General features: G+C 66.5%; 22 protein-coding genes and 1 pseudogene. 12 read left to right on the top strand and 11 right to left on the bottom strand.

The features are described 5' to 3' along the window. From ACMX2H_RS15280 to ACMX2H_RS15270, 3 genes and pseudogenes are all read left to right on the top strand, one after another. Nucleotides 1-491, top strand: a pseudogene (locus ACMX2H_RS15280) (DUF1611 domain-containing protein); the annotation flags it as partial. 2 nt (nt 492-493) lie between these two features. Further along, the gene (locus ACMX2H_RS15275) at nt 494-2,302 is read left to right on the top strand and encodes an ABC transporter transmembrane domain-containing protein (protein ID WP_414961599.1); all 1,809 of its coding nucleotides are present in this window, start codon (nt 494-496) and stop codon (nt 2,300-2,302) included. A gap of 138 nt (nt 2,303-2,440) precedes the next feature. Then, on the top strand, nt 2,441-2,581 hold the full coding sequence (locus tag ACMX2H_RS15270; protein WP_169303897.1) for a hypothetical protein: 141 nt from the start codon (nt 2,441-2,443) through the stop codon (nt 2,579-2,581). A 112-nt stretch (nt 2,582-2,693) separates the two neighbouring features. Here ACMX2H_RS15270 and ACMX2H_RS15265 read toward each other — a convergent pair whose 3' ends face one another. From ACMX2H_RS15265 to ACMX2H_RS15250, 4 genes are all read right to left on the bottom strand, one after another. Then, a complete protein-coding gene (locus tag ACMX2H_RS15265; protein WP_414961596.1) occupies nt 2,694-6,095 on the bottom strand; it encodes a DEAD/DEAH box helicase in 3,402 nt (1,133 codons plus the stop codon). Nucleotides 6,096-6,209: 114 nt separating this feature from the next. Then, nucleotides 6,210-6,638, bottom strand: coding sequence for a hypothetical protein (locus ACMX2H_RS15260; protein ID WP_414961594.1), 429 nt, complete (start codon nt 6,636-6,638; stop codon nt 6,210-6,212). 322 nt (nt 6,639-6,960) lie between these two features. Then, nucleotides 6,961-7,356 (bottom strand): hypothetical protein, encoded by a 396-nt coding sequence (locus ACMX2H_RS15255; RefSeq protein WP_414961592.1) that lies wholly within the window; start codon nt 7,354-7,356, stop codon nt 6,961-6,963. Between the two features lie 59 nt (nt 7,357-7,415). Continuing rightward, nucleotides 7,416-8,585 (bottom strand): glycosyltransferase family 4 protein, encoded by a 1,170-nt coding sequence (locus ACMX2H_RS15250; RefSeq protein WP_414961591.1) that lies wholly within the window; start codon nt 8,583-8,585, stop codon nt 7,416-7,418. A 101-nt stretch (nt 8,586-8,686) separates the two neighbouring features. Between ACMX2H_RS15250 and ACMX2H_RS15245 the strand changes: the two genes are divergently transcribed. From ACMX2H_RS15245 to ACMX2H_RS15230, 4 genes are all read left to right on the top strand, one after another. Continuing rightward, nucleotides 8,687-9,433, top strand: coding sequence for a sulfite exporter TauE/SafE family protein (locus ACMX2H_RS15245; RefSeq protein ID WP_414961600.1), 747 nt, complete (start codon nt 8,687-8,689; stop codon nt 9,431-9,433). A 109-nt stretch (nt 9,434-9,542) separates the two neighbouring features. Further along, nucleotides 9,543-9,671: a hypothetical protein gene (locus ACMX2H_RS15240; RefSeq protein WP_414961589.1), complete on the top strand. Its 129-nt coding sequence runs from the start codon at nt 9,543-9,545 to the stop codon at nt 9,669-9,671. A gap of 395 nt (nt 9,672-10,066) precedes the next feature. Continuing rightward, nucleotides 10,067-11,398, top strand: a complete 1,332-nt coding sequence (locus ACMX2H_RS15235; RefSeq protein WP_414961587.1) for an FAD-binding oxidoreductase — start codon at nt 10,067-10,069, stop codon at nt 11,396-11,398. A 148-nt stretch (nt 11,399-11,546) separates the two neighbouring features. Then, nucleotides 11,547-12,848 carry a cell division protein PerM gene (locus tag ACMX2H_RS15230; RefSeq protein ID WP_414961585.1) on the top strand — a complete coding sequence of 434 codons (1,302 nt, stop codon included), beginning with the start codon at nt 11,547-11,549 and terminating at the stop codon, nt 12,846-12,848. 1 nt (nt 12,849) lies between these two features. Here ACMX2H_RS15230 and ACMX2H_RS15225 read toward each other — a convergent pair whose 3' ends face one another. Further along, nucleotides 12,850-13,260 (bottom strand): hypothetical protein, encoded by a 411-nt coding sequence (locus ACMX2H_RS15225; protein ID WP_414961583.1) that lies wholly within the window; start codon nt 13,258-13,260, stop codon nt 12,850-12,852. A gap of 40 nt (nt 13,261-13,300) precedes the next feature. On the opposite strand from ACMX2H_RS15225, the gene purN reads away from it, so the two are divergent. The 4 genes from purN to ACMX2H_RS15205 all read left to right on the top strand — a co-directional run bounded on the left by purN (nt 13,301) and on the right by ACMX2H_RS15205 (nt 16,373). Next, nucleotides 13,301-13,858, top strand: coding sequence for a phosphoribosylglycinamide formyltransferase (gene purN / locus ACMX2H_RS15220; protein WP_414961581.1), 558 nt, complete (start codon nt 13,301-13,303; stop codon nt 13,856-13,858). Between the two features lie 213 nt (nt 13,859-14,071). Further along, complete coding sequence (locus tag ACMX2H_RS15215) at nt 14,072-14,734, top strand: DUF6318 family protein (protein WP_414961579.1); 663 nt, start codon at nt 14,072-14,074, stop codon at nt 14,732-14,734. A 23-nt stretch (nt 14,735-14,757) separates the two neighbouring features. Then, entirely contained in the window at nt 14,758-15,630 is an 873-nt protein-coding gene (locus ACMX2H_RS15210) for a hypothetical protein (protein WP_414961578.1), read from the top strand. 149 nt (nt 15,631-15,779) lie between these two features. Beyond that, nucleotides 15,780-16,373 carry a DUF6318 family protein gene (locus ACMX2H_RS15205; protein ID WP_414961576.1) on the top strand — a complete coding sequence of 198 codons (594 nt, stop codon included), beginning with the start codon at nt 15,780-15,782 and terminating at the stop codon, nt 16,371-16,373. Nucleotides 16,374-16,465: 92 nt separating this feature from the next. Here the strand turns inward: ACMX2H_RS15205 and ACMX2H_RS15200 are convergent, their stop codons facing one another. Next, on the bottom strand, nt 16,466-17,818 hold the full coding sequence (locus ACMX2H_RS15200) for an MFS transporter (RefSeq protein WP_414961574.1): 1,353 nt from the start codon (nt 17,816-17,818) through the stop codon (nt 16,466-16,468). Nucleotides 17,819-17,963: 145 nt separating this feature from the next. Between ACMX2H_RS15200 and ACMX2H_RS15195 the strand changes: the two genes are divergently transcribed. After that, entirely contained in the window at nt 17,964-18,422 is a 459-nt protein-coding gene (locus ACMX2H_RS15195; RefSeq protein ID WP_414961572.1) for a hypothetical protein, read from the top strand. A 103-nt stretch (nt 18,423-18,525) separates the two neighbouring features. On the opposite strand, the gene ACMX2H_RS15190 is transcribed toward ACMX2H_RS15195, so the two are convergent. Genes ACMX2H_RS15190 through ACMX2H_RS15170 form a run of 5 tightly spaced genes read right to left on the bottom strand, consistent with a single transcriptional unit; the run spans nt 18,526 to nt 21,774 of the window. Beyond that, a complete protein-coding gene (locus ACMX2H_RS15190) occupies nt 18,526-19,395 on the bottom strand; it encodes a ComEA family DNA-binding protein (protein WP_414961570.1) in 870 nt (289 codons plus the stop codon). Further along, nucleotides 19,395-20,225 (bottom strand): ComEA family DNA-binding protein, encoded by an 831-nt coding sequence (locus ACMX2H_RS15185; protein ID WP_414961568.1) that lies wholly within the window; start codon nt 20,223-20,225, stop codon nt 19,395-19,397. Before ACMX2H_RS15185 ends, ACMX2H_RS15190 begins: the two co-directional genes overlap by 1 nt. Next, a complete protein-coding gene (locus ACMX2H_RS15180) occupies nt 20,212-20,694 on the bottom strand; it encodes a hypothetical protein (protein ID WP_414961566.1) in 483 nt (160 codons plus the stop codon). Before ACMX2H_RS15180 ends, ACMX2H_RS15185 begins: the two co-directional genes overlap by 14 nt. Next, entirely contained in the window at nt 20,691-21,581 is an 891-nt protein-coding gene (locus ACMX2H_RS15175) for a 4Fe-4S single cluster domain-containing protein (RefSeq protein WP_414961564.1), read from the bottom strand. Before ACMX2H_RS15175 ends, ACMX2H_RS15180 begins: the two co-directional genes overlap by 4 nt. Beyond that, nucleotides 21,565-21,774, bottom strand: a complete 210-nt coding sequence (locus ACMX2H_RS15170; RefSeq protein WP_414961562.1) for a DUF2997 domain-containing protein — start codon at nt 21,772-21,774, stop codon at nt 21,565-21,567. The genes ACMX2H_RS15175 and ACMX2H_RS15170 overlap by 17 nt, the downstream gene beginning before the upstream one ends.

The following is a 21,774-nucleotide window of genomic DNA, read 5'->3' as shown; positions in this document are numbered from 1 at the left end:
ACGTTGCGGCGGGCAAAGCCACCGGAACCGGCGCCGGCAACGATCCGCTGCTGTTTGCCGACGCCGGGGCGAGCCGGGTGCTGGACTTCACCGACTTCGGCTTTCCCACCACCTACCGGCTGGACTACAAGCGGGTGCGCGGCTTGCTGACCAGCCTGATCGACGCATTGACCAGCTCCGAGACCGATGTGGTGGTGGTGGAGATTGCGGACGGGGTCTACCAGGGCGAAACGGCACGGTTGCTGGCAGACCCGGTGTTCCACGCCGCGGTGGATCACGTGGTGTTCTCCGCGGCCGATGCCTTGGGTGCGACAGCAGGCATCGCGGTACTGCGCGACGCCGGTGTCAGCGTGCCCGCCGTCTCGGGTCTGCTGACCGCTTCGCCGCTGGCCGCCCGCGAGGCCTCGGGCGTCATTGGCGCACCGGTGATCAACACCTACGACCTGTGCGAGCCGGTCACCGCCCTGCAATTGCTGCCGGAGCGGAAGTAGCCATGCCAGCCGCTGCCCAGGCGGGGTCGGCACAGACGGGGTCCGTGCCGGCGCGGCTGCATCGGAAGGGCATGGACGCCTCGTTGCCAAGACTGCTGCAGGGCCGTCGCCGCTGGCTGATGGCGGCCCTGGTGGGCACCGGCCTGCTGATGGCCGCCGCGGCCGGAGCCAGCGCGCTGTTGATGATCCGGCTGCTTGACGGCTCCTCGCCGGCCGGTGCCGCGGGCATCCTCCCGCTCGGCTTCGGCCTCGCCGCCACGGCGCTGGGACTGGGCGTCCTGCGTGCCGCCGAACGGCTGCTGGCGGAGAAGCTGGGGCAGGACTACATCCATGAGATCCGCAAGGGGCTGGTCGCTGCGTCGCTGGCCAGCGATCGCGGTCCATCGCCGGGAGTGACCATTGCCCGCAACACGAACGACCTCTCCAGCATCCGGAACTGGATCGCGCTGGGCATAGCGCCGCTGGCGGTCGGCATCCCGCTGATCCTGGGAACCGCCGCGGCACTGTGGTTCCTGTCCCCGGCACTGGCGCTCGCCGTCGTCGTACCCTTGCTGCTACTGGCCGCGGTACTGGCCTTGCTCTCCCGCCCCGCCTTCCGCCGTGCCCAGGAGCTGCGCCGGCAGCGCGGGCGTCTGGCCGCGCGGCTGGCCGACACGGTGATTGCAGCGGGGACGATCCGAGCCGCCGGCGGCGAGGAAAGGGAGGTCAAGCAGATCGACAAGGCGGGACGGAAGGTGGTTGACGCGGCCGTGCACCGTGCCGCTGCCGCGGGCTACATCCGTGGAGCCGCCGCGGCCGCCGCCTCGCTGGGCAGCGCCGCGGTGGCCGCCGTCGGAACCTGGCAGATGGTGCCCACTGCCGCCATCGCCGCCGGCCTGACCATCGTGGGCATGATTTCCGCGCCGGTCACTGACATGGGGCGGGTCGTGGAGTATCGACAGAATTTCCGGGCAGCCCGCCGCATCCTCGGCCCAGCGCTCGCCGTCGGGGCCGCGGCCAACCAAGAACGACGGCGGCGCTTGCCTGCCGCCGGCGGCACCGGGGCACGTGAGGCCCAGATTGGTGCAGCGTCGGCGGTGGAGGGCCGTGCGGCCGCCGCGGTGAACGGCGCGCCGGTGCCTGACGGGCCGCACCACCCAGCCCGCGGAAGAGTGCTGGTGGACGGACTGGCCGCCTGCCGGAACTGCCCGGCGCCGCCGCTGTCCGCCGGCCCCGGCTCCCGCATCCGGATCCGGTCTGCCGACCCGGCCGCGGAGACCCAAGCCCTGGAGATACTGATCGGCATCCAGACCGACGCGCACGCGGTGGTCATGGTGGACGGCGAGCCGCTGCTGGCGAGCGGCGGCCGGAGACGCCGGAGGCTGGTGGGCTACGCGGCGACGGGGATGTATCTGGAGCGAGGTTCGATTGCACGCAGTGTGAGATACCGGCGGCCTGATCTTCCGCCGGCGGACGGCTCGGCAGCCTTGGTGCGGGTCGGACTGGCCGGACGAATCGCCAAGCTGGAGCGGGGAGAAGAGACGCAACTCAAGAGGGGCGGCGAACCGCTGAGCACCTCCGAGCTGGCCCGGCTGCTGCTGGCCAGGGCATCGATCGGCACGCCGCCCTTGCTGGTCCTGAACCGGCTCGACGCGGATTTGGACCGCTCGGGGACCGCGATGCTGGCAGACTTCCTGCGGGACTACCCAGGCGTGGTGTTGTTCGCCTCGGACCACCCCGACTCGCTCGGTGTGGAACACACGGAATGGAACCTCGATTGCGCGCACGCCGGCCTGGACCTGGTCTGGCACAGCCATGGGCGGGGCCGCTGAGGGCGGTCACCGGTGTGTCTGCCCCGCGAACCGACATGCCGCTCTCGGTGGGAGAAGCCGTGGGCTTCCCCGCGAACGTGACCGGAACCATGCCCGAGGGTGCCGCGATCCCGGCGGGGTCGAGGATACCTTTAGTGCGTGGTCAAAGTTGTGGGAATCATCCAGCCGGTCGAAACCAAGGAATTGTCGGCTGAAGGCGAGTCGTATGCCGACGCAAGGGCTGCCCTCGAAGCGCAGGTGCCGGAAGGCTGGCGCTTGCTGCAGATCTTGACCAAGTAGTCCCGGCCGGAAGGACCCCCCCGGTTAGAGGATGGACCCCGCGGGAAGGTACCACCCGGCGCATGGCAACGTCTGTCCGGGGCGGGAACCTGTTCCGGGCGGCGCTCCGGATTTAGTCGCCGAACAGGCCGCGGATGTCAGTGGCTGTGAGCTTGGACGAGAACATCGCGTCGTCTTCGAGCACGGACGAGATCAGCTTGGCCTTCCGCTCCTTCAACGCCATCACCTTCTCCTCGATCGTCCCGCGGGCCACCATGCGGTAGACCATGACGTTCTTGGTCTGGCCGATCCGGTGCGTGCGGTCCACGGCCTGGGCCTCGGTGGCCGGGTTCCACCACGGATCCAGCAGGAAGCAGTAGTCGGCCTCGGTCAGGTTGAGGCCGAAGCCGCCGGCCTTGAGGCTGATCAGGAACACCGGCGCGCTGCCGTTCTTGAACGTCTCGATCACCTCGGCACGGCGTCGGGTGGAACCGTCCAGGTAGCAATAGTCGATGCCGGCCGCGTCCAGCTGCTCGGCGGCCTTTTTCAGATAGCCGGTGAACTGGCTGAAAATCAGGGCCCGATGGCCCTCTCCGATGACGTCTTCGAGTTGTTCGAACAGCACGCCGAGTTTGCTGGACGGCACCGAGGCGTACTTCGAGTCCACCAGCGATGGGTCCAGGCTCAATAGGCGCAGCAGGGTCAGCGACTGGAAAATGGTGAACCGGTTCTTGTCCATGTCCTCGACCAGGCGCAGGACCTTCTGCCGCTCGCGCTGCAGGTGCGTGTCGTAGATCCGCCGGTGCTTGGGCGTCAGCTCCACCTCCAGTACCTGCTCCTGCTTCTCCGGCAGGTCGCGGGCCACCGCTTCCTTGCTGCGGCGCATCATCAGCGGTTTGATCCGGCGGCGCAGCTTCTGCAGTAGTTCGGAGTCCTGGTTGCGTTCGATCGGCCGCTGGTACTGGTCAACGAACCGCACGGCGGAGGGGAACAGTCCGGGCGCCACGATGGAGAAGATGGACCACAGCTCCATCAGGTTGTTTTCCATCGGCGTGCCGGTGATGGCCATCTTGAAGGGCGCGCGCAGATCGCGGGCACACTGATGGACCTTGGTGGCGCGGTTCTTCACGAACTGCGCCTCGTCCAGGATCAGCCCGGCCCAGTCCGTCTCCTGGTAGGTTTCGAAATCCAGACGGAACAGCGTGTAGGACGTGACCACGACGTCGGCGTCCGCGGCCAGCTCCGACAGTGGGCGCCGGCTGCGAATCTGCGTGTCGGTAATGCCCTCGATCTTCAGATCGGGTGCGAAGCGGCCGCTCTCGTGGACCCAGTTCGACACCACGGAAGTGGGCGCTACCACCAGGAACGGGCGGGCCACGGCCGGCTCGCCATTCTCCTTGGCATGCAGCAGCAGGGCCAAGGCCTGCAGCGTCTTGCCCAGCCCCATGTCGTCCGCCAGCACACCGCCCAGCCGGTGCCGCCAGAGGAAGGCGAGCCAGTTGAAACCTTCGGCCTGGTAGGGGCGGAGCTCGGCGTCCAGACCGGCCGGCAGGGGAGTCTGTTCCACTTCCTCCAGCGACAGCAGGCCCTGGACCGATTCCCGCCAGGCTCGGGCCTGCACCGTTTCGGTGGCGACTTCCTCCAGATCTTCCCAGAGCGAGGCCTGGTAGCGGCTGATCTGCAGTTCCCCGGATACCCGGTCCTGCATCTGCCGGGCTTCATCCACCAGTTGGCGGAGTCGGTCGAAGACCGGCTGCTCCAGCGAGAGGTAGGACTTGTCCACCAAAAGCAGCCGCTTTTGGCCGCGGGCCAGCGCCTTGAAGATGTTTCCGAACGGCACTGTGCGGCCGGCGACGCGGACCATGACGCCGAGGTCGAACCAGTCGCTCTCCTCGGTCTCCACCGTGCTGATGGTCAGTTCTGGCGCTTCGGTCAGCTCCTGGTAGTCGGGCTTTTCGCCCACAATGTCCACGCGTACGCCGTCCAGCTGCTCCAGCGCGGGCAGCGCATAGCGCGTGAAGTCCACCGTGGCCATGTCCCGCAGGGTGCGCGCCGTCGTCGTGCCCGCCCCCGGCACCGCCGCGGCGGCCTCCAGCAGGTCCTGCTCGGCGGGCAGGTCGCGGTAGTGGCTGGAGTCCGGTTCCGCGTCGACGGGAAACCGCAGCGGCTTGTCCCCGTGGCGGTATTCGATGTGCCAGCCGAGCTGCAGCACGTTGCCCTTGCGGTAGGACGCGGTCAGCACCAGCGCCGGCGGGACAATCTCGGGGAAGCTGACCGATTCGTCGCTGCTGGCCACCGCAATGCGCTGGCTGAGCGCCGGGTAGTAGCGCTCCATGAACTGCTCGACGTCGGCGGCCGGCACCGTCAGCGGGGTGCCTGAGAGCAGCAGGTTCGCTTCCTGGTCGGTGACGGTATGGGCGGTAGGAGCCAGCGTGATGACGGTCTGGCCCGCGAGGTCGTAGTGGTATACGCCGTGCGTGCCGACAATGCCCGCGGTCTCCGTGGAAAGTTCCTGGCCGTCGATCCGCAGCGATGGGGTCAGGACCAGGTCTGCGGTTCCCGGGTGGTCTCCGGCGGCGCCGCTGTCGTCGGCGCCGGCGGCTGGCGCTGTCCCGTCGAGATGGGCGTCCAAGCCGATCACGGCCTGATGTCGGATTTCGACGACGGTGTCCGCCTTGGCGCCGACCAGTGCGATGCCCAGCCGCTTGGCTTCGGCGAAGAGCTCCCAGAGCAGCGGGCTGCTGAACTCGTCGAGGAAGAGCCAGTCGTTGTCTTCGCCGAAGTAGGTCAGCCCGGTGGCCCGGTGTAGCGGCGCGAACTGGCTGAACCAGCGGTGCTGTTCGGTGTCCAGCGGCAGGCCGTAGGTCTTGTAGCTGATGGTGTTCCAGCGCAGTTTGCTGCGGATCCACCGTCCGGTCTCGTTTTGCAGTACGGGGCGGACGCCCACCCGCAACCGGTTTCCGGCCTTGCGGCTCCAGCTCGGTCCCGCCGCGGAGGTCTGCGGCATGGAGAGGCCCGAGGGGCGGTACTGGCGGTCGTTCCGGCGGCTCGGCTCCATCAGCTCGAACTGCAGCCCCAGCCCGGACGTGCTTTTCGCCTTGGTCTTCGCGGTTTTGCCTGCGCTGCCCTTGGCGCCGTCCGGGGTACCGCCGATCAGGCCGGCCAATGAATCCTGCCAGCCGGCCTGCTCCGGTTCCGGCTCGCGCGCAAAGGCCTGATTGGTGATCAGGTGCTGGCTGTTGCTGTTGAGGAGCACAGCGGCCACGTGCTTGCAGTCGGAGCCCACCGGGCAGCTGCAGGAGGCCGAGGCCGGACGCCATTGGCCGCTCTTACCGATCTCCAAGTAAATCCGGCAGCGGTACGGCAGCGCGGCGGTGCCGAGAACTTTGGCGGTCAGGAGTCGGACGGACGGGTCCCAGTCCAGCTCAGCCACGGATCCGTCGGAGGCATAAATTTTGCCGCGGGCAAAGGCGGCGCCGCCCACCAGCCTGATGATTTCGCTGACGTCAACCAGCGGAAAAGTGTGTGCGGCCATGGCCTCCATCATCTCATGGTGGAAGCGGAGGCCAGCACCAGACGCTGAAGCTGTGGACAGCGAAAATGGCCGCCCGGGCAGGACCCGGGCGCGGCCGTTTTCTCCGCCAGAGAGCTAGGCGGTCGGGAGTGCCGCGGGCTTCTTGTTCTTGGGATCCAGGATCAGGGCCAGTGCAATGCCAAACAGCCAGATGTCCTTGGCTACAGGAGTGCCCTCGGCACTGGGGCGGACGTTGTCCTCCTGCGTCATGTGCGGCGTCTTAAAGTACATGGCCAGCAGCGACCCAGAGAACGCGGCCAAGCCGAGTCCGGCCAGCCGGCTGGGCACGAAGGGCAGCAGCAGCGCCGCGCCCAATGCGGTCTCGCCGTAGGCAAGCATCTTGCCGAACTTCTCCGGATCCATCTGCTTCAAAGCGGGAAACGCACGGCTGCCCATCTGCTGCATGCCGGCGGCACTTTCCTTATCCAGCTTCTGCTTGCCCAGCCCGGAGTTGAGGATGAACGCGCCGCTGGTGAGGCGCAACGGAATATGGCTCAGTTTCATCGGGAGTCCTCGAATCTGTGTTGTCCGCTGGTACGTTCGAGCCTACGGTCCCGCCGCACCGACCGCTAGTGCCATGCCTCTGGTGGTCGATTTCGGTGGTCGACCGGTCTCTACTCGGCGCTGGCGCGCCTCCTTCGACCACCGACAGCGCCAGCGAACGCGCGGAGACCCCGCGTGCCGTGTCCACACCGGTGGTCGGCCGGTCTCTACTCGGCGCTGGCGCGCCTCCTTCGACCACCGACAGCGCCAAGCCCACTCCGGTGGTCGACCAAGTGAGCGCCAGCGAACGCGTGGAGACCGGGCAGCGCGGCCCCGTTTTGGCTTACTTCTTGGCGGCGCGGACAACCCGGGCGACGGCGCGGCCGGCGCACCAGACCAAGGGAATCAGCACCGCCAGCAGTGCCACGGTGTTGGGCCGGAATGTCGCGGGGCCGTCGCCGCGTCCGGCGTAGACTCCGAGCGGCAGGGCTATACCGCCTCCGCCACCGCCGGCGGCTCCATCGGCATCCCCGCCGCCGCCGAAACCGTATTGGACCCAGGCCACCGGCACCACGGTCTCGCCGCCCACCTGCAGCGGTTCTCCAAAGGTCCGGGCGACGCCCAGCGACTTGAGCTGTTCGGCCAGCCGTTCCGGTACGGACGGTGCGCCCGGCGGCCGCTGGTCCTTCCGGGATGACGGGGCAGATTCGGGCGATACGGATCCGGTTTCTGTGGGCATGGGCACATCCTAGTGGAACGGGTCAAGGCGCTGAATAGCCTAATCTTTGGCTGAAGCATTCACCCGGCCAGGAAACCCAGCACGCCCCGGGCTTCCAGGTTCAGCTCCCGGCGCTTGACCCTGATGGCAAGCCGGTAATAGTCCACCAGCTGTTCGCAGAGTACCGGCCACGTCCGACCCTGCACGGAGCGATGAGCCGCCTCGCCCAGCGCCCGGCGCTTGGTATCGTCGCCGGTCAGGTCCCGGACGTACTCGCGCAGTTCATCCAAGTTCCCGGGCCGGTAGATCCAGCCGGTCCTCGACGGGTCAACAAGATCCAGCGGGCCGCCGCGGCCCACCGCCACCACGGGCACGCCGCTCGCCATCGCCTCCTGGATGGTCTGGCAAAAGGTCTCCGATTCGCCAGGGTGCACAAACAGGTCGAACGAGGCGACGCGTCGGGCCAGGTCTTCGCCGGTCTGGAAACCGTCAAAATGCGCCCCGGGCAATGCGGCCCGCAGTTCCTCCTTCAGCGGGCCGGAACCAACCACCACCAGCCGGGTCCCGGGGAGTTCGGCCAACACGGCCAGATCCGCCACCTGCTTTTCGGCCGCCAGGCGGCCCACATAGCCGATGATTCGTTCGCCGTTGGGCGCGACGGAAGCCCGCCAACCGGCGTCGTACTTGTCCGGATGGAATCGGGTGGTATCCACGCCGCGCCGCCACAAGTGGACCCGGATGCCGCGGCTGCGCAGCTGCTGCATGGCGAACGACGACGGCGCCAGAGTCAGCGTGGACGCGTTGTGGATGCTCTCCACGCGCTGCCAGAGCAGTTCCTGCAGCCACGGAGCGCCGTACCGGGCGGCGTAGGCCGGGACTTCGGTCTGGTAAACGGAGACGGTGGGCAGGCCGAGCTGCTGCGCGGCCTGCACCGCGCGCCAGCCCAAAATGAAGGGGGAGGCCACATGGACCACGTCCGGCCGGAAGCCGGCCAACACCCGGCGGATCCGTGCCACGGTCCCGGCCGCCACGCGCACATTCGGGTAGCCGCGCAGCGGGATGGACGGCAGCCGGTAGACCGGGTAGCCCTCCACCGTTGCCGGTGCGGTGTCTTCAAGCCACGACGACGTCGGTGCCACCACCAGGACGTCGTCCCCGCGACGCCTCAGGTGGGCGATGACCTGCAGCAGGGAATGGGTGACACCGTTCATATGCGGCAGGAACGATTCGGCGACGATAGCTACCCTCACGCCATCCACCCTGCCTGCCGCCGGCAACGCGCAGGCAAGCAGGCGTGATCGTGTCGGTGAACGGCGGCCCAACTCCGCTCTGGCAGGGTGGTCGGGTGACCATGGGACTCTTGGCGCTGATCACCGGCGCGATCTTTTTCGGTTCGGTGGCCCAGCGCATCGCGGGCATCGGGTTCGCTCTGCTGGTGGCGCCGATCCTGGCCATCTTGCTGGGGCCGCACGAGGGCATCATGATGATCAACATCTGCGCAGTGGTCTCCTGCGGGTTGATTGTGCCGCGGGTGTGGCAGGAGATCGACTGGAAACTGCTGCTGTGGCTGTCCGTTCCCGCCGTCGTCGGCACCGTCGCGGGCTCCTGGCTAGCGGTGCAGGTCCAGCCCGCGGTGCTCTCCACCGTGGTGGGCGCGGTGGTGATGGCCGGGCTGGCCGTTGCGGTGGTGCTGGGCCGCGCGCAGGTCACCGTGTCCGGGCAGCTGCCCAAGGCACTCGCCGGGCTCGGCTCGGGGCTGACCAATGCGCTCGCCGGAGTGGGCGGTCCGACGGTGAGCGCCTACGCCATCCTGTCCCATTGGCCGCCGCGACCATTCGCAGCAACCCTGCAGCCGTTCTTCCTGCAGCTGTGTCTCATCACCGTGGGCGTGAAACTGGCCGTGGATCCAGGCAGCGTGCCACACCTGGCGTGGTGGATGTGGGCAGTCATTGCCCTCGCGATCATCGTGGGCATCTTTGCCGGCGAACGGCTCGGCCGGCGGCTGCGCGACGAGCATGCCAGAGCTGCGGTGGTGGTGCTGGCCTTTCTGGGAGCGGCCGGTGCGTTGGTTAAAGGACTGGTGGATCTGCAGGCCTGAATGCCGTTTCTTTGCGTTTGTTTTTGCTCCCGGAGATAGGGGCTGGCTTTATTTTCTAAAGCGGGTATGGTCTCTAGCAAGACATCCCGCTTGAGAAAGAGGAGCAAGAATGTCCGGAAAGACGCCTGGGCGCGAAAGCGCAAAAAAACAGGGCCGCAGCATTAAGGAAAAACGTGCCGAAAAGCGCGAAAAGGCGAACTTGGAGAGTGAAACCATTCCCAAGCGCCGGAAGCGTTAGCGCGCCGGAACCATCACCGCCTGTGGGAACCGCGGCCCAGTTGCGGGGCTGACGTTTCGAGGGGGCACGGGCCGATGGCGCCGGCAGAACCGTGGAAACACGGTTCGTGCTGACTGGCGGAACCACGGAAAGAGTCCGCGGAATTAGTCTTCCTGCGTTGAATTTCCGTTCGATGAATATCCGCCTGCGGGGCGGCCGGATGATTTCAACTTCATCCGGCCGCCCATTCCATTTAACAATTGCTTCCGCGGATGCCGCGCTCAGTGACGTGTTGGTGGCTGCCGGGAGGGCATCCCGCCCGGTCCGTTCCGGCGGGCCCGAAGTCTGGCGTGTCGCCGGTGAGCGGCGTACGGTTTTTCTTGCTGGGGGTCCGATATGTGGAGAGGACCAGCGCCATGGAGTGGATCCGGCCGGAAGACTCCGGCTACGACGAGGCTCGAAAACTTTTCAACGCAATGATTGACCGGAGACCGGCCGTCATTGCCAAATGCGGCAGCCCGGACGATGTGGGGGAGGCCCTGCGGTACGCCCGGGCGCATCAGTTGGACGTGGCTGTGCGGTCCGGAGGACATTCAGTAGCGGGCATGTCCATGAACGATGGCGGACTCGTCATCGACGTCCGCCCGATGAAGACGGTGACGGTGGACGCCGAGGCCGGGACAGCCACCGTAGGTGGCGGCGCGACCTGGGGCGAGTTCGACCGGGCGGCCCAGCCCTTCGGACTGGCGACCACCGGCGGCCGGGTCAGCACCACCGGCGTCGCCGGCTTCACGCTCGGCGGCGGATCCGGGTGGATGGAACGGACTTGGGGTCTGGCATGCGACAACCTGGTCTCGGTGGACCTGGTGACGGCATCCGGCGAACTGGTCACCGCCAGCGAGCGGGAGAATCCGGACTTGTTCTGGGCGCTGCACGGCGGCGGCGGAAATTTGGGCGTAGCGGTTTCCCTGACCTTTCGGATGCATCAGGTCGGCGAGCAGAGCTTGTCCGGCCTGATGCTGTGGCCCGCCGAGGCTGCTCCCGACGTGGCCCGCGCGTACCGCGACTTCGCACCGGATGCTCCCGCGGGGGTGGGGACAGCGCTGGCGTCGGTGATTGCCCCTCCGGAGGAGTTCGTCCCGGCCGACCTGCAGAACAAGCCCGCGCTCGGCGTGGTCTTTGTACACGCAGGAGAGCCCGAAACGGGCGAGCGAACGCTCGAGACTGTGCGCAGCTGGGGGCCCGTTGCCGACGTTGTGGCGCCGCGGCCGTATGCGGAGTTCCAGTCCATGCTTGACGACCAACCCGACCAGTTCAATTATTGGTCCGCCGAATACCATGACGAGTTTCCGGACCCGGCAGTCGACGTCTTCCTGCAATACGGTGCTAGGTTGCCGCACCCGTCGTCGCAATTGCTGTTGCTGCCGTGGGGAGGCGCCGTCGCCACGGCGGAAAGCGCAAGCACACCGATGGCCCGGCGCGACGCCACCTGGGTGAGCCACCCCTTCGCGCTGTGGCAGGATCCTGCCCAGACCGAGGAAGCCATCGGTTGGGCGAAGGGATTCCGCCGCGAGATTTCCGACTTTGCCACCGGTGGGGTGTACCTGAACTTCATCGGCCATGAGGGGCAGGACCGGATCAAAGCAGCGTTCGGAGAAGAGAACTACAACAGGCTGGCCCGGATCAAGCACACGTACGACCCACTCAATGTGTTCAGCGGCAACCAAAACATCGCACCCGCCGCCTGAAGTCCGCCCGGCTGGACCCAACAGCGGGAGCCGAGCCTCCGCCGTCGTGCTTTGTGACAGTACGACGGCGGTGCGTTACCGTGTGCCGATGGCCACGGCGCCGAGTCGCTGAGCGGGCCGGGGCACCCGGACTGGCACCATAGAAGCAATGAAACTCACGTCGCGACCGGGCGGTCAGGCCGGACTGCCGATGCCCCTGTGGCTGCAGGGTGCCTTCGAGTTCTTCCAGTGCGCCCTGCTCTCGGCCATCCTGGTGCTGCTGCCGCTGGTGGGCGTGTGGTTTGCCGACGGTTTTGACGACCGCAGTTTCGATTCGCTGGCTCGACTCGGCGGCCAGGCCTGGCTGCTCATCCACGGTGTCCCGCTGGAACTGGCCATCCAAACCGGAACCAGTTCGGCCGAAACGATGCGCGGGACGTTGTCCCTGGTGCCGTTGGGGCTCACACTGATCCCGTTCTTCCTGTCCTGGCGGGCCGGACGGCGGCTAGCCAGGGCCTCCTACACGGACCAACTGTGGCAGGCACTGGTCGGTGCACTCGGAACCTACGCTGCCGTGGGAGCGGCGACCGCATACCTGGTGCGGACCGATGAAGTGGAGATTTCCATCCTGGCCGGCGCACTCATTCCGCTGCTGCCGGCGGGCGCGGGCCTGATTGTGGGCGCGTACCGGGAAGCCGGGTCCTGGGCTCGGCTGATCGGCGTCGATGCGGCCGCATGGGTGGCCCGCACGAGTCAGCATTCCCGCTGGGCCGGATCCTACGTGTGGGCCGGAGTCCGGGCCGGGCTGCTGGCGGTGACGGCTGCGGTGGCACTTTCGGCCGTTCTGCTTGCCGTGGACCTGGGCCTGCACTGGGCCGAAGTGGTTGAAATCTACGAACAGCTCAGTCCCGGCATCGTTGGCGGCGTGGTGCTGACCGTGGCGCAGCTGGGACTTATACCGAACTTCGTGGTGTGGGCGCTGTCGTGGAGTTCGGGGGCCGGATTCGCCATCGGCTCCGGCAGTTCGCTGGGGCCGCTGGCCACCACGGTGGGACCCATGCCCGCGTTGCCGGTGCTGGGCGCGCTGCCGTCCGGCGAGCTGACCTACGGGCTGGCCGCGCTGGCCGTGCCGGTGGTAGCTGGCGTGCTGGCCGGCTGGTGGTTCCTGCGCGAGGGGGAGAACCATTTCGACGAGTGGCTCTCCATCAAGATCCGGGCCCGCTGGTTCACCGCCTCCACATCCACGCTGCTCTTGGGACTGTTCGTGGGCGCGGTCGCCGGGGCCGCGGCCGCCGGGCTGGTGTGGTTGTCCAACGGTTCGCTGGGCATCGGACGGCTGACGGAGATCGGCCCGGATCCGTTGTGGACCGCACTGTGGGTTGCCGGCGAGGTGGCGCTTGGCACCATGATCGGCCACGCCGTGGCGCCGTGGCTGGAGCGCGAACCAGCCAGGGCCCGCAGCCGGAAGTGACCTACGGGTTCAGCAGGTTGGAAAAGTTCAGCAGCTTGTCCTCATAAGTGCCCAGGCATGCTTCGCGCGCGGACTGCGTGACGGCCAGCTGGTTGCAGTCCTCGAAGGCAGCGGTCAGAGGCCAGAACAGCACCTGCGCCAAGGTGGTCAGCAGGAAGAACGCGCCGGCGCCGATGCCCAGTACATAGGTGATCCGCAGCGAGCCCGGCAGCCCTGCACGCACTGCTTTCACCAGACCGATCACGGCTACCACGATGCTCGCCACGGCCAGCGCCGGAGCCACCGCTTTCCACGGGAGCGGGAGAGCCGTTGCCAAGAAAGTGGACGCCAGCAACAGCAGGAGCACACGGACAAACAGCCCGGCCGACTTGATCTGTTCCTCGGTCGGCTCCGGGCGCGTGGTCTGCTGCATGGATTAAGCCTAGGCGAGAGGGACGCATAAAGTTGATTCCATGCGCATAGTGGTCCTCGTTTCCGGCTCCGGCACCAATCTTCAGGCAGTCATCGACGCCGTCCGCGAGGGCAGGTTGGAAGCCGAGATCGCCGCGGTGGGCAGCGATGTCCCCGGCTGCCGCGGGCTGGAACGTGCCGCCGCGGCGGGGATTCACACCTTCACCGTTGCGCCCGCCGGGTTCGCCTCACGGCCCGAATGGAACCGCGCCCTGGAAGAAGCCGTTGCGGCGTACAACCCGGAGGTGGTGCTGCTGGCAGGCTTCATGCGCATCCTTGACACCGAATTCGTCAGTCGCTTCGAGGGCCGCCTGGTCAACACCCACCCGGCCCTGTTGCCGTCCTTCCCGGGCGCCCACGGCGTGCGCGACGCCATGGCCCACGGCGTCAAAGTCACCGGCGTGACCGTGCACTTGGTGGATTCCGGCGTCGATACCGGCCCCATTCTGGCCCAGGCCGCAGTGCCGGTACTGGACGACGACACCGAGGAGTCGCTGCACGAACGGATCAAGGTAGAGGAACGCCGGCTCCTCGTGGAGACACTCGCCAAGCTCGCCTAGGCTTCCTTGAATCACGACGCCGGTGCCCGGCTAGGGGCGTCGGCGCGGTTTTCTTGCGCCAAGACACCGGGTCTTTACCCGCCGCTGTCAAGGGCGGCGCACGCTTTAGACCCGCTGCACACCAAACCTGTGGAAAACCTCCGCATCCGTTGATGCGTCTGGTTAGACTGTCTCGCACTAAGCGTCCAGCCCGTCCAGCACCCGGGGGTCTGAGTGAGCCAGCAGCCAACACTCATAGCTACAACGCGCGCCCGAACCACCTTCCTCCTCACTGCGGCAGCCCTCGCCCTCTCCGCCTGCACAGGACCAGCCGGCGCCGAGCCGTCATCGAGCCCCGCGCCTGTTGCCTCGGCGTCAGCCAGCCAGTCGACGGAGCCCACTCCAACGCCGCCGCCGGCCACGGCCGCTTACAAGCCGGCCACTGCTGATGGTCCAGCAGAGAACGTGCCCGTGCCCAAAATCCCCAAGGCAGCGACGAAAAAGACTGAGCAGGGCTTAAAAGCATTCACTGCCTACTGGTTGGAAACGATGACCTACGCCTACGCGACCGGTGATCTTAAGCCAATGAAGGCGATTAGCGGTGACGAATGCACAGCTTGTAGTAACGCCGCGGAGGGGATCTCCCAGATATACACCAAGGACGGTTGGGTAGTCGGTGGAGCCATAACTCCAGCCACAACACAGACGAATTTCAAGACGACATCGGACGGCGAATACCAGATACTGTTCCAGCACGCGCAAGAGGCCATTGATGTTTATCGGGCTGACGGAACGAATGAACTCAAGGGAGAATCGGTTGATTCTTCGGTGCTAATAATGATCGCTGTTCACGAAGATGGGCACTGGACTGCTAAGAACGTCGAGAAAATTGGCTGACAGTGATTGTCTCAGGAGTCAGTGTGCGAGGTCTGGTCACCCTCTTTTTGTGCATCGCGCTGACCGCGGTCTCCACGCCGTCCCATGCCGCACGTACTGACAATGTTTATTTGGATGATTACGCAACGGCGGAGGCCTGGCAACAAGATCCTGCGACTGGGATGTGGCACCGATCCTTTAATACATTGCCATCAGACACGAACGGTTATCGCTTCGAGCCGCTGTGCCTTGAGGACAAGAGTCACCAAAGTGCACCTTGTTTGGAGCAGCGTGATCGCTGCACGGAGAGTGAGGGCCCCCGACTAGTCCAGTGGTACACGGGCCTTTTGGGCACGGAACGCTCGAGTTGGATGCCACTTGGAGGCCCGGTGTGCATCTACTCAGAGGACCCTGTTGACGTTCTCGAAGAAATTGCGGCACGGATCCAACATCAGCTTGAACAGAGACCGGTGGTCGCTGGGACGGTGCTCATTCAGCCGAGTGAGCACACTCTTCGCGGTGCCCACACGAACATTTATGCGGCTGCCCAAGAACAGACGTTCGATCTGAATATGCTCGGCCAAGATGTCGTTATCCGGGTGGAACCCGTGGGTTACACGTGGACTTATGGTGATGGTCAAAGCTTTGGGCCGGTAGCGGATCCGGGCGGTCCGGTGCCGCAGGAGCGTTGGGGTGAGCAGACTGCGACAAGTCACGTTTATCAAGACACTGGCGACTATGGGATTGTCTTGACGACTACTTTCAAGGGTTACTACTCCGTCAATGGAGGCCAGGAGATCCCGATCCCTAACACTGCGGACTTTAGTTCCGCCCCGGTCGCGATCAGCGTCTGGCGGTCAGTGGTGAATAACTACGCGGACAACTGTCTGGACAATCCGGAGGGCGCGGGTTGCTGAAGCGGCACAATCCTGGTGTGATCTAGCACACTTGAAGCACTCTTTTCAGACTTTGGCATGTCTCCCGGCGGTAGGGTATCTGACGGTGCTGACGCCGCCTAGATGCGTAGAAGTCGGTTCCCTCTCAATCCGTTATCCAAGGGGAGACCATGAAGAAGTTGATGATGTCGGGTGCCGTGCTGACTGTGGCAGCTGTTGCACTTGTGGGCTGTGGCAGCGGGGCCGCATCGGAGAAGCCCGAAACTAGCAACAAGCCGGTGTCGGCCACCACTGACGCGCCGGCGCAGAACGTCCGGACGCCGGAGAAGAATGACCGGATGGCTGAGGACACCGCGCAGGGTCTGGCGTCCTTCACGTATTACTACTTTGATGCCAAGAACTATGCGATCCAGACGGGCGATGCAGACCTGATGCGTGAAGTCGCCGCAGACTGCGCCAGCTGCCTGGCCGAGGCGGACGACATCGAGGCTGTTTACGCCGATGGTGGCTGGATTGTGGGCGGCCAGCCGAAGGCGCTGAACGTGGTGGCGCTGGACGAGGCCAAGGACGACAAGGGCAATCTCAGCGCCGTGGTTCCGTACATGGAAGACGGCAGCACGACCCTGGACAAGGACGGCAAGACCGTCGATACCAAGAAATGGGATTCGGACGGAACCACGCTGACGGTCACCGCCAATTACGCCGACGGCGCGTGGTCGATGGTGTCTGTCAAGGAGACTCCGGACGCCGGCATCCCTCAGTAGGCTCTCTCGGACAACTACGGTTGGCCTGCGCCCTTCCGCCTGGTGGCGGAGGGGCGCTTTTGCGTGTGGGCGCCAGGCAAATGACCCCCGAACTAGAGGAGCTCGGCGCCCTTGGTCTCGGGGGAGAAGCGTGACATCCACAGTACGGCGAACAGCACCAGGATCCCGGCGATGGCGAACGACCACGCGAGACCCAGATACGGCCACATGACTGACGCGAAGATCAGCGGGCCAAAGCCGGCCCCGACGCGGGAGAACGTCGACGCCCAGCCGAAGCCCGACCCGCGCAGCTCGGTGGGGTAGAGCTCCGAGACGTAGGTGTACAGCACCGGAATAGCGATCTGCACCACCATCCCGTACACCAACAGCAGGGCCACCACCGCAGGAGGCACTTCGATGAGGAGCGCGACGACGACGAGCATCAGCGCCGACAGCGGGCCGGTGATGGCGAGGATCCACTTCCGCCCGGTCTTTTCGACGAAGTATGCGGCGATGATGACGCCCACCAGACCGACGGCGGCCATGCCGGCAGTGGTCAGGAAGGCGCGAGCCGCGGCGAATCCGGCGTCGATAAGGATGATCGGCATCCACGTCAGCGCCAGGTAGTAGACCAGCAGGATGCTGAAGAACAAGGCCCAGGCCGCCGTCGTAATCTTCCAGTTGAATTTCCAGACGGCTTTGAATTGCGCCAGGACGTTGACGGCGGACAAGCGTGGTGCTTCGGATGCTTCGGGCAGCCGCCATTCGCGTACGGTTCCGCCGGTGCGTTCGACCATGCTGTTGATGACTTGTTCGGCTTCCGCTGTGCGCCCGCGGCTGACCAGGTAGAGGGGGGACTCGGGCACCGACCTGCGCACCCAGAAGACCAACAGGGCGGGCAGCACCATGATCAGCATGGTGAAGCGCCAATCGGCCACGGTGGCCATGATGATCGCGGAAACAAAACCGCAGAGCGCGGCGCCCACGGGCCACCACCCGTCCATGGCGGTGAGGACGCGGCCGCGCTGGCGGCGCGGCGTGAATTCGCCGACCAGCGCGTAGTCCACGGGTACGCAGCCACCTAGTCCGAAACCGGCGATGAACCGGAAAACGCAGAACCAGACAATGTCCGGTGCGAATGCTCCCAGGACGGTAAAGACCGAGAAGACCAGCAGCGTGGCGGTAAACGCCGTTTTGCGGCCGATGAGGTCGGCGATGGACCCCCAGATGAAAGCACCCAGAGCCATGCCGATCAGATTGGCGGTGCCGATCCAAGCGGCTTGGGCTGGGACGAGGTCCCAGTGGTCGGACAACAGCGGGATCAGAACGCCGTTGAGCGTGACGTCCCAGGCATCGAACATGAAACCTAGTCCGCCAAGCAGGAAGATCTTGCCTTGGACCCGCCAGCGCCAGGGCAGTTCCTGCACAATTTGGTCGCCGGTAGGCAGGTGGGCGGTCTGCGTCATTCGTGGCCTTCCAGGGGAGTCGCTATCCACACTTTAGTCGCGTTCGGCAGATGAGAGGGTTCTCATGGAGTTCTCCTCAAGGTCTCACGTTGGGTGTGCATGCTGGAGTCATCATCACCTCCCAATGCACTGTGAAAGGCAGAACATGAACAAGCGCACTCTGTGGATTGCAACCGGAACCCTCGGCGTGATGGCAATCGGCGCCGGATCTGCGGTCGCGGATTCCGCCTTCGGGAACGGGGACCCGGCATCGGGTGTCGTCCAGCAGGCGGAGGTGCCCGCACTTGTCCCCGTCGCGGAAACCAGCATCTCCCCGGCTGCGGTGAATCTGGACAAGCAGGACGTGAAGACCGCGGTGTCCGCGGTGACGGCCCAGAGCGCACCGTCGCCGGTTTCCGCGCAGTCGGCAGCCAGCCCGGTGTCCGCGCAGAGTGCGCCGTCGCCGGTCTCCGCGCAGTCGGCAGCCAGCCCGGCCTCCGCGCAGAGTGCGCCGTCGCCGGTGTCGGCCCAGACTGCGGCCAGTCCGGTGTCCGCGCAGAGTGCGCCGTCGCCGGTCTCAGCCCAGTCCGCTGCTTCGGCCCCGAGCGCGCAGAGTGCTGACTGACCAGCAGTCCTTCAAAGCCCGCCAGGTCCCGGATCTCCCCACAGCATCGGGACCTGGCGCATTTAACCGCGGATTGCGCAGCGCGGCCGGGCACGGCACGGCGTCAGTAGTCCACGATCCGTCCGAACGACGGCGGTGCCTGCGGCGTGCGTCCGCAGACGATGCGTCCGCGCAGCCGCTGGAAGATGTGCGGCGGCAGATCCAGGGCCGCGGCGAAATCCTGTTCCGTGCTAAAGCCGCCGCGCTTCTCTCTAACCTCGACCGCCTTCTCGGCGAGCGTCCGGGAGAAACCGGGCAGGGCTTCGAGCTCGCGCGCGGAGGCGGTATTGACGTCCACGGTATGAGCATCTCCGGCCTCGGCCGCTGTGGTGGCGCCCGCCGAGGAGGCAACGCCCGCCGGATTCGAATGCGTCGAGCGTGGGCTGCCGGCAGTGGTCATGGTGCCGGTCGGAGTCGCCGAGCCGCGGCGTGCAGCTCGGGATTTCCCGGAAGCCTGCGTACCTCGTGCCTTGGCGGTGTTGCGGGAGCCGGCACGTGTACGGCGCGCGGGCTTGGCGTTGGCTGCCCGGGCCCGGTCATGCGGCTGGCGCCGGCTGTTCAATTGGCTGCCGGAGCGCGCCCGGACGGTGCGACCCGTGGTGCGGGCCGGCTGGGCAGTGGCGCGATCCCGGTCCCACTTGAAGCGCAAGTACTCGGGGTTGATCGCGACGGCGAAACTGCTCCCGGCCAGCCAGCAGGTCAGGAGCAGCCACGTGGCGATCTCCTCCTGGACGCCGACTCCATCGAGCAGGGCCAGCGCAACACCGCTGAGCGTGAGATGGACCAGACCGAGAATCCACCACAGCGGGCGCTTCGCGCGGGAACCAACCACCAGCAGGGCCGCTCCGCCAAGGAATCCAAAGGTCCCCACGGGTACCAGCAGCCACCAGCTCTGGCGGATGTTCCATCCCAGCGTGGGCTGTGCGGCTGCCATCAGTAATCCACCGATCTTCCAAAGGACACCGGCCGGGCCGGCGGGAGCTTGCAGACCAAATGCGGACGCAACACCACCAGATCCGGCTGGGAGATCCCCAATGCGGCACCGAAGTCTTCGACCGAGCGGAACGGTCCGCGTTCGTTGCGCAGCCGGATGGCCTTGCGTGCCTTGTGTCGGCTGATTCCGTTCAGCTTCTGCAGAGCTACCGCCGACGCACTGTTGACGTCCACGGGATCGGCCGGGGACCGGGAAGGTCCGGCGGCGGGGGACTGAGCAGGGCCGGCGTAGTAGCTGGTGGCATCGAGGCCGGGATCATCGAGCAGCTCGGCAGCGTTGCCTGCGGGGCGCGGGGCCGGGGCCGTGCCGGCAGGGCGCGCAGCCGCTGTGCGGGACCTGCGGCCGAAAATCGCCCGGGCGGTGGGACGCGCCGTCGTTGTTTCTGTCCCAACGTCAGCTGGTGCGCGGCGGATGAGGGCGGCCAAGGCAGGACCGGAGGATCGGGTGGCAAGCTCCCAGCGGTTGCGCAGCCAGGCCGGGTTGATTCCCAGCGCATGCAGGGAACTGATCGTCCACAGCAGGGTACGGGCGGTGCCGCCGGCTTCCGGGTTCATAGCCAGGGAGACCAGCAGCACCACCAAATAGAGACCGGCAGCGGAGAGCCAGGCGGCGCGGCGGGCCAACAAGCCAATGATGAGGAAGCCGGCCCAGCCCAGGAATCCGATGCCGAGCAGCGGCAGCAACAACCACAGACTGCCGGCAGCCAGCCAGAGTGCAGGCGGTTTCCCGGTCCGGGAGGCGAGCGTGCGGGTGTGGTCAGCGGCGGACATTCAGGACCATGGTGACGCTTTGGTCTTCTTCGACCGTCTCCGATGCGAGCTCCAGGCCGGCGGTGTGCGCCCGTTCACGGAGCTTCCGGACCACCGCTTGCTGGACCCTTCGGGCGTAAGCCTCGTCGATGGCCTGCACGATTTCCGCCGCCCGCGGCCGGTCGACGTCCTCACCGCTGAAGTGGACCTGCCAGATGCCTTCGCTGTCGCGATTGAACACCGCGGTAGCGTCCGTCCAGGCAGCTTCAAGGGAGTCCTCCTCGACGCGGACGACCTCGGCCTGCGTGTCCGCCAAGGCGTCCTGCAGCAGGTTCAGATCCCTCATGCGTGTCCGCACCTGGACCTGCGGCACCGCTTCAACCTCAGCCGCCTTATTCGTTTCATTGTTCTTGGCTTTGTTGTCGATGGCGGCGTTGACGGCGGCAACCGCGGCGATGGCAGCGGGGATGAGCAGTACGGAAACACTCACGGGGTTTCTCCTGATCGGGCGCCGGCCGGGACCGGGCGGGGCGTGATGGTGGGGACAAAAGCGCGGCCGGACGCGGTGGAGCGGGCTACCGGTGCGCGGCTGGAGTGGGCGGCAGCCGGACGGCCGGAGCGGGGCCGGTTCGCGGCGGGGCTGCCGGAGCCAGGCCGGTCGGCGCGGGCGCCCAGATTGGCCAGCAGGGCGTCCAACTGGTCGTCGGAGGCCCAGCCGTTCAACCCGATGGTCCCGTCGGGGGCAACGCGGATTTCGATCCGGTCCGGCTGGGCGCCGATGTCCTTCAGCAGGTCCCGGTAGCGGCCGGTCAGCGCGGTGAGGCCCTGGTTGGTGGAACCGATCCACGGCCGTTGCAGGTCGGGCCGGTCCTGTAGGTAGGGCCCGTCTGCCAGCAGATCGGTGGCAGCGAGCAGGCCGGCGATGTCCTCGCGGTCGACCGACCAGCGCTCCAGGTCCTGGTGGAGGTAGCCGGTAAAGGTCATCACGGACAACCCGGCCTCCCGGAAGGAACGCGCGACGACGGCGCTGGCCGCCGCCTGCTCGAACGGTTCTCCGCCCAGCAGGGTCAGTCCCTCGGACCCGGCGGCGATCGCCTGGTCAACAAGCTCGGCGGCGAAGTCGCCGGTCGGGACAAGGGCTGCGCCGCGGTCGGCCCAGAGGTGCGGGTTGAAGCAGCCGGGGCAGCGGATGGAGCATCCTTGCAGCCAGAGCGCAGCCCGCCGGCCGGGTCCTTCGGCATCGGTGGCCGGAAGGAACCGCGCATACCGGATGGTTCCGGCATCGGTCCGCGGCGGCACGGCGCGGTTGTTGATCCGGGGGGCCGGTGCCAGTGCGGTTAGCTGCTCGGGCGCACCGGGGCTAGTCTGCCGACTCATTGCGTACATAGTCGCTGGCAGTGACCGCGGTGCGGGTGTAGTCCTCTGTGTATGAGCTGGAGACGGTTTCCGCTTCCAGCAAGTCTTCCAACAGCGTGATGTAGTCCAGACAGTCGCTCCCGAAGATGTTCCGGGTTTCCGCCGCCACGGCGCCGTCGGGGCCGACCGTGACAATGAGTTGTTGCTGGTCCAT

This window comes from Arthrobacter sulfonylureivorans (assembly GCF_047607445.1).
Lineage (GTDB): Bacteria > Actinomycetota > Actinomycetes > Actinomycetales > Micrococcaceae > Crystallibacter > Crystallibacter sulfonylureivorans_A.
Note: the sequence above shows the minus strand (reverse complement) of the source record. Positions and strands in the feature narration are given on the sequence as shown.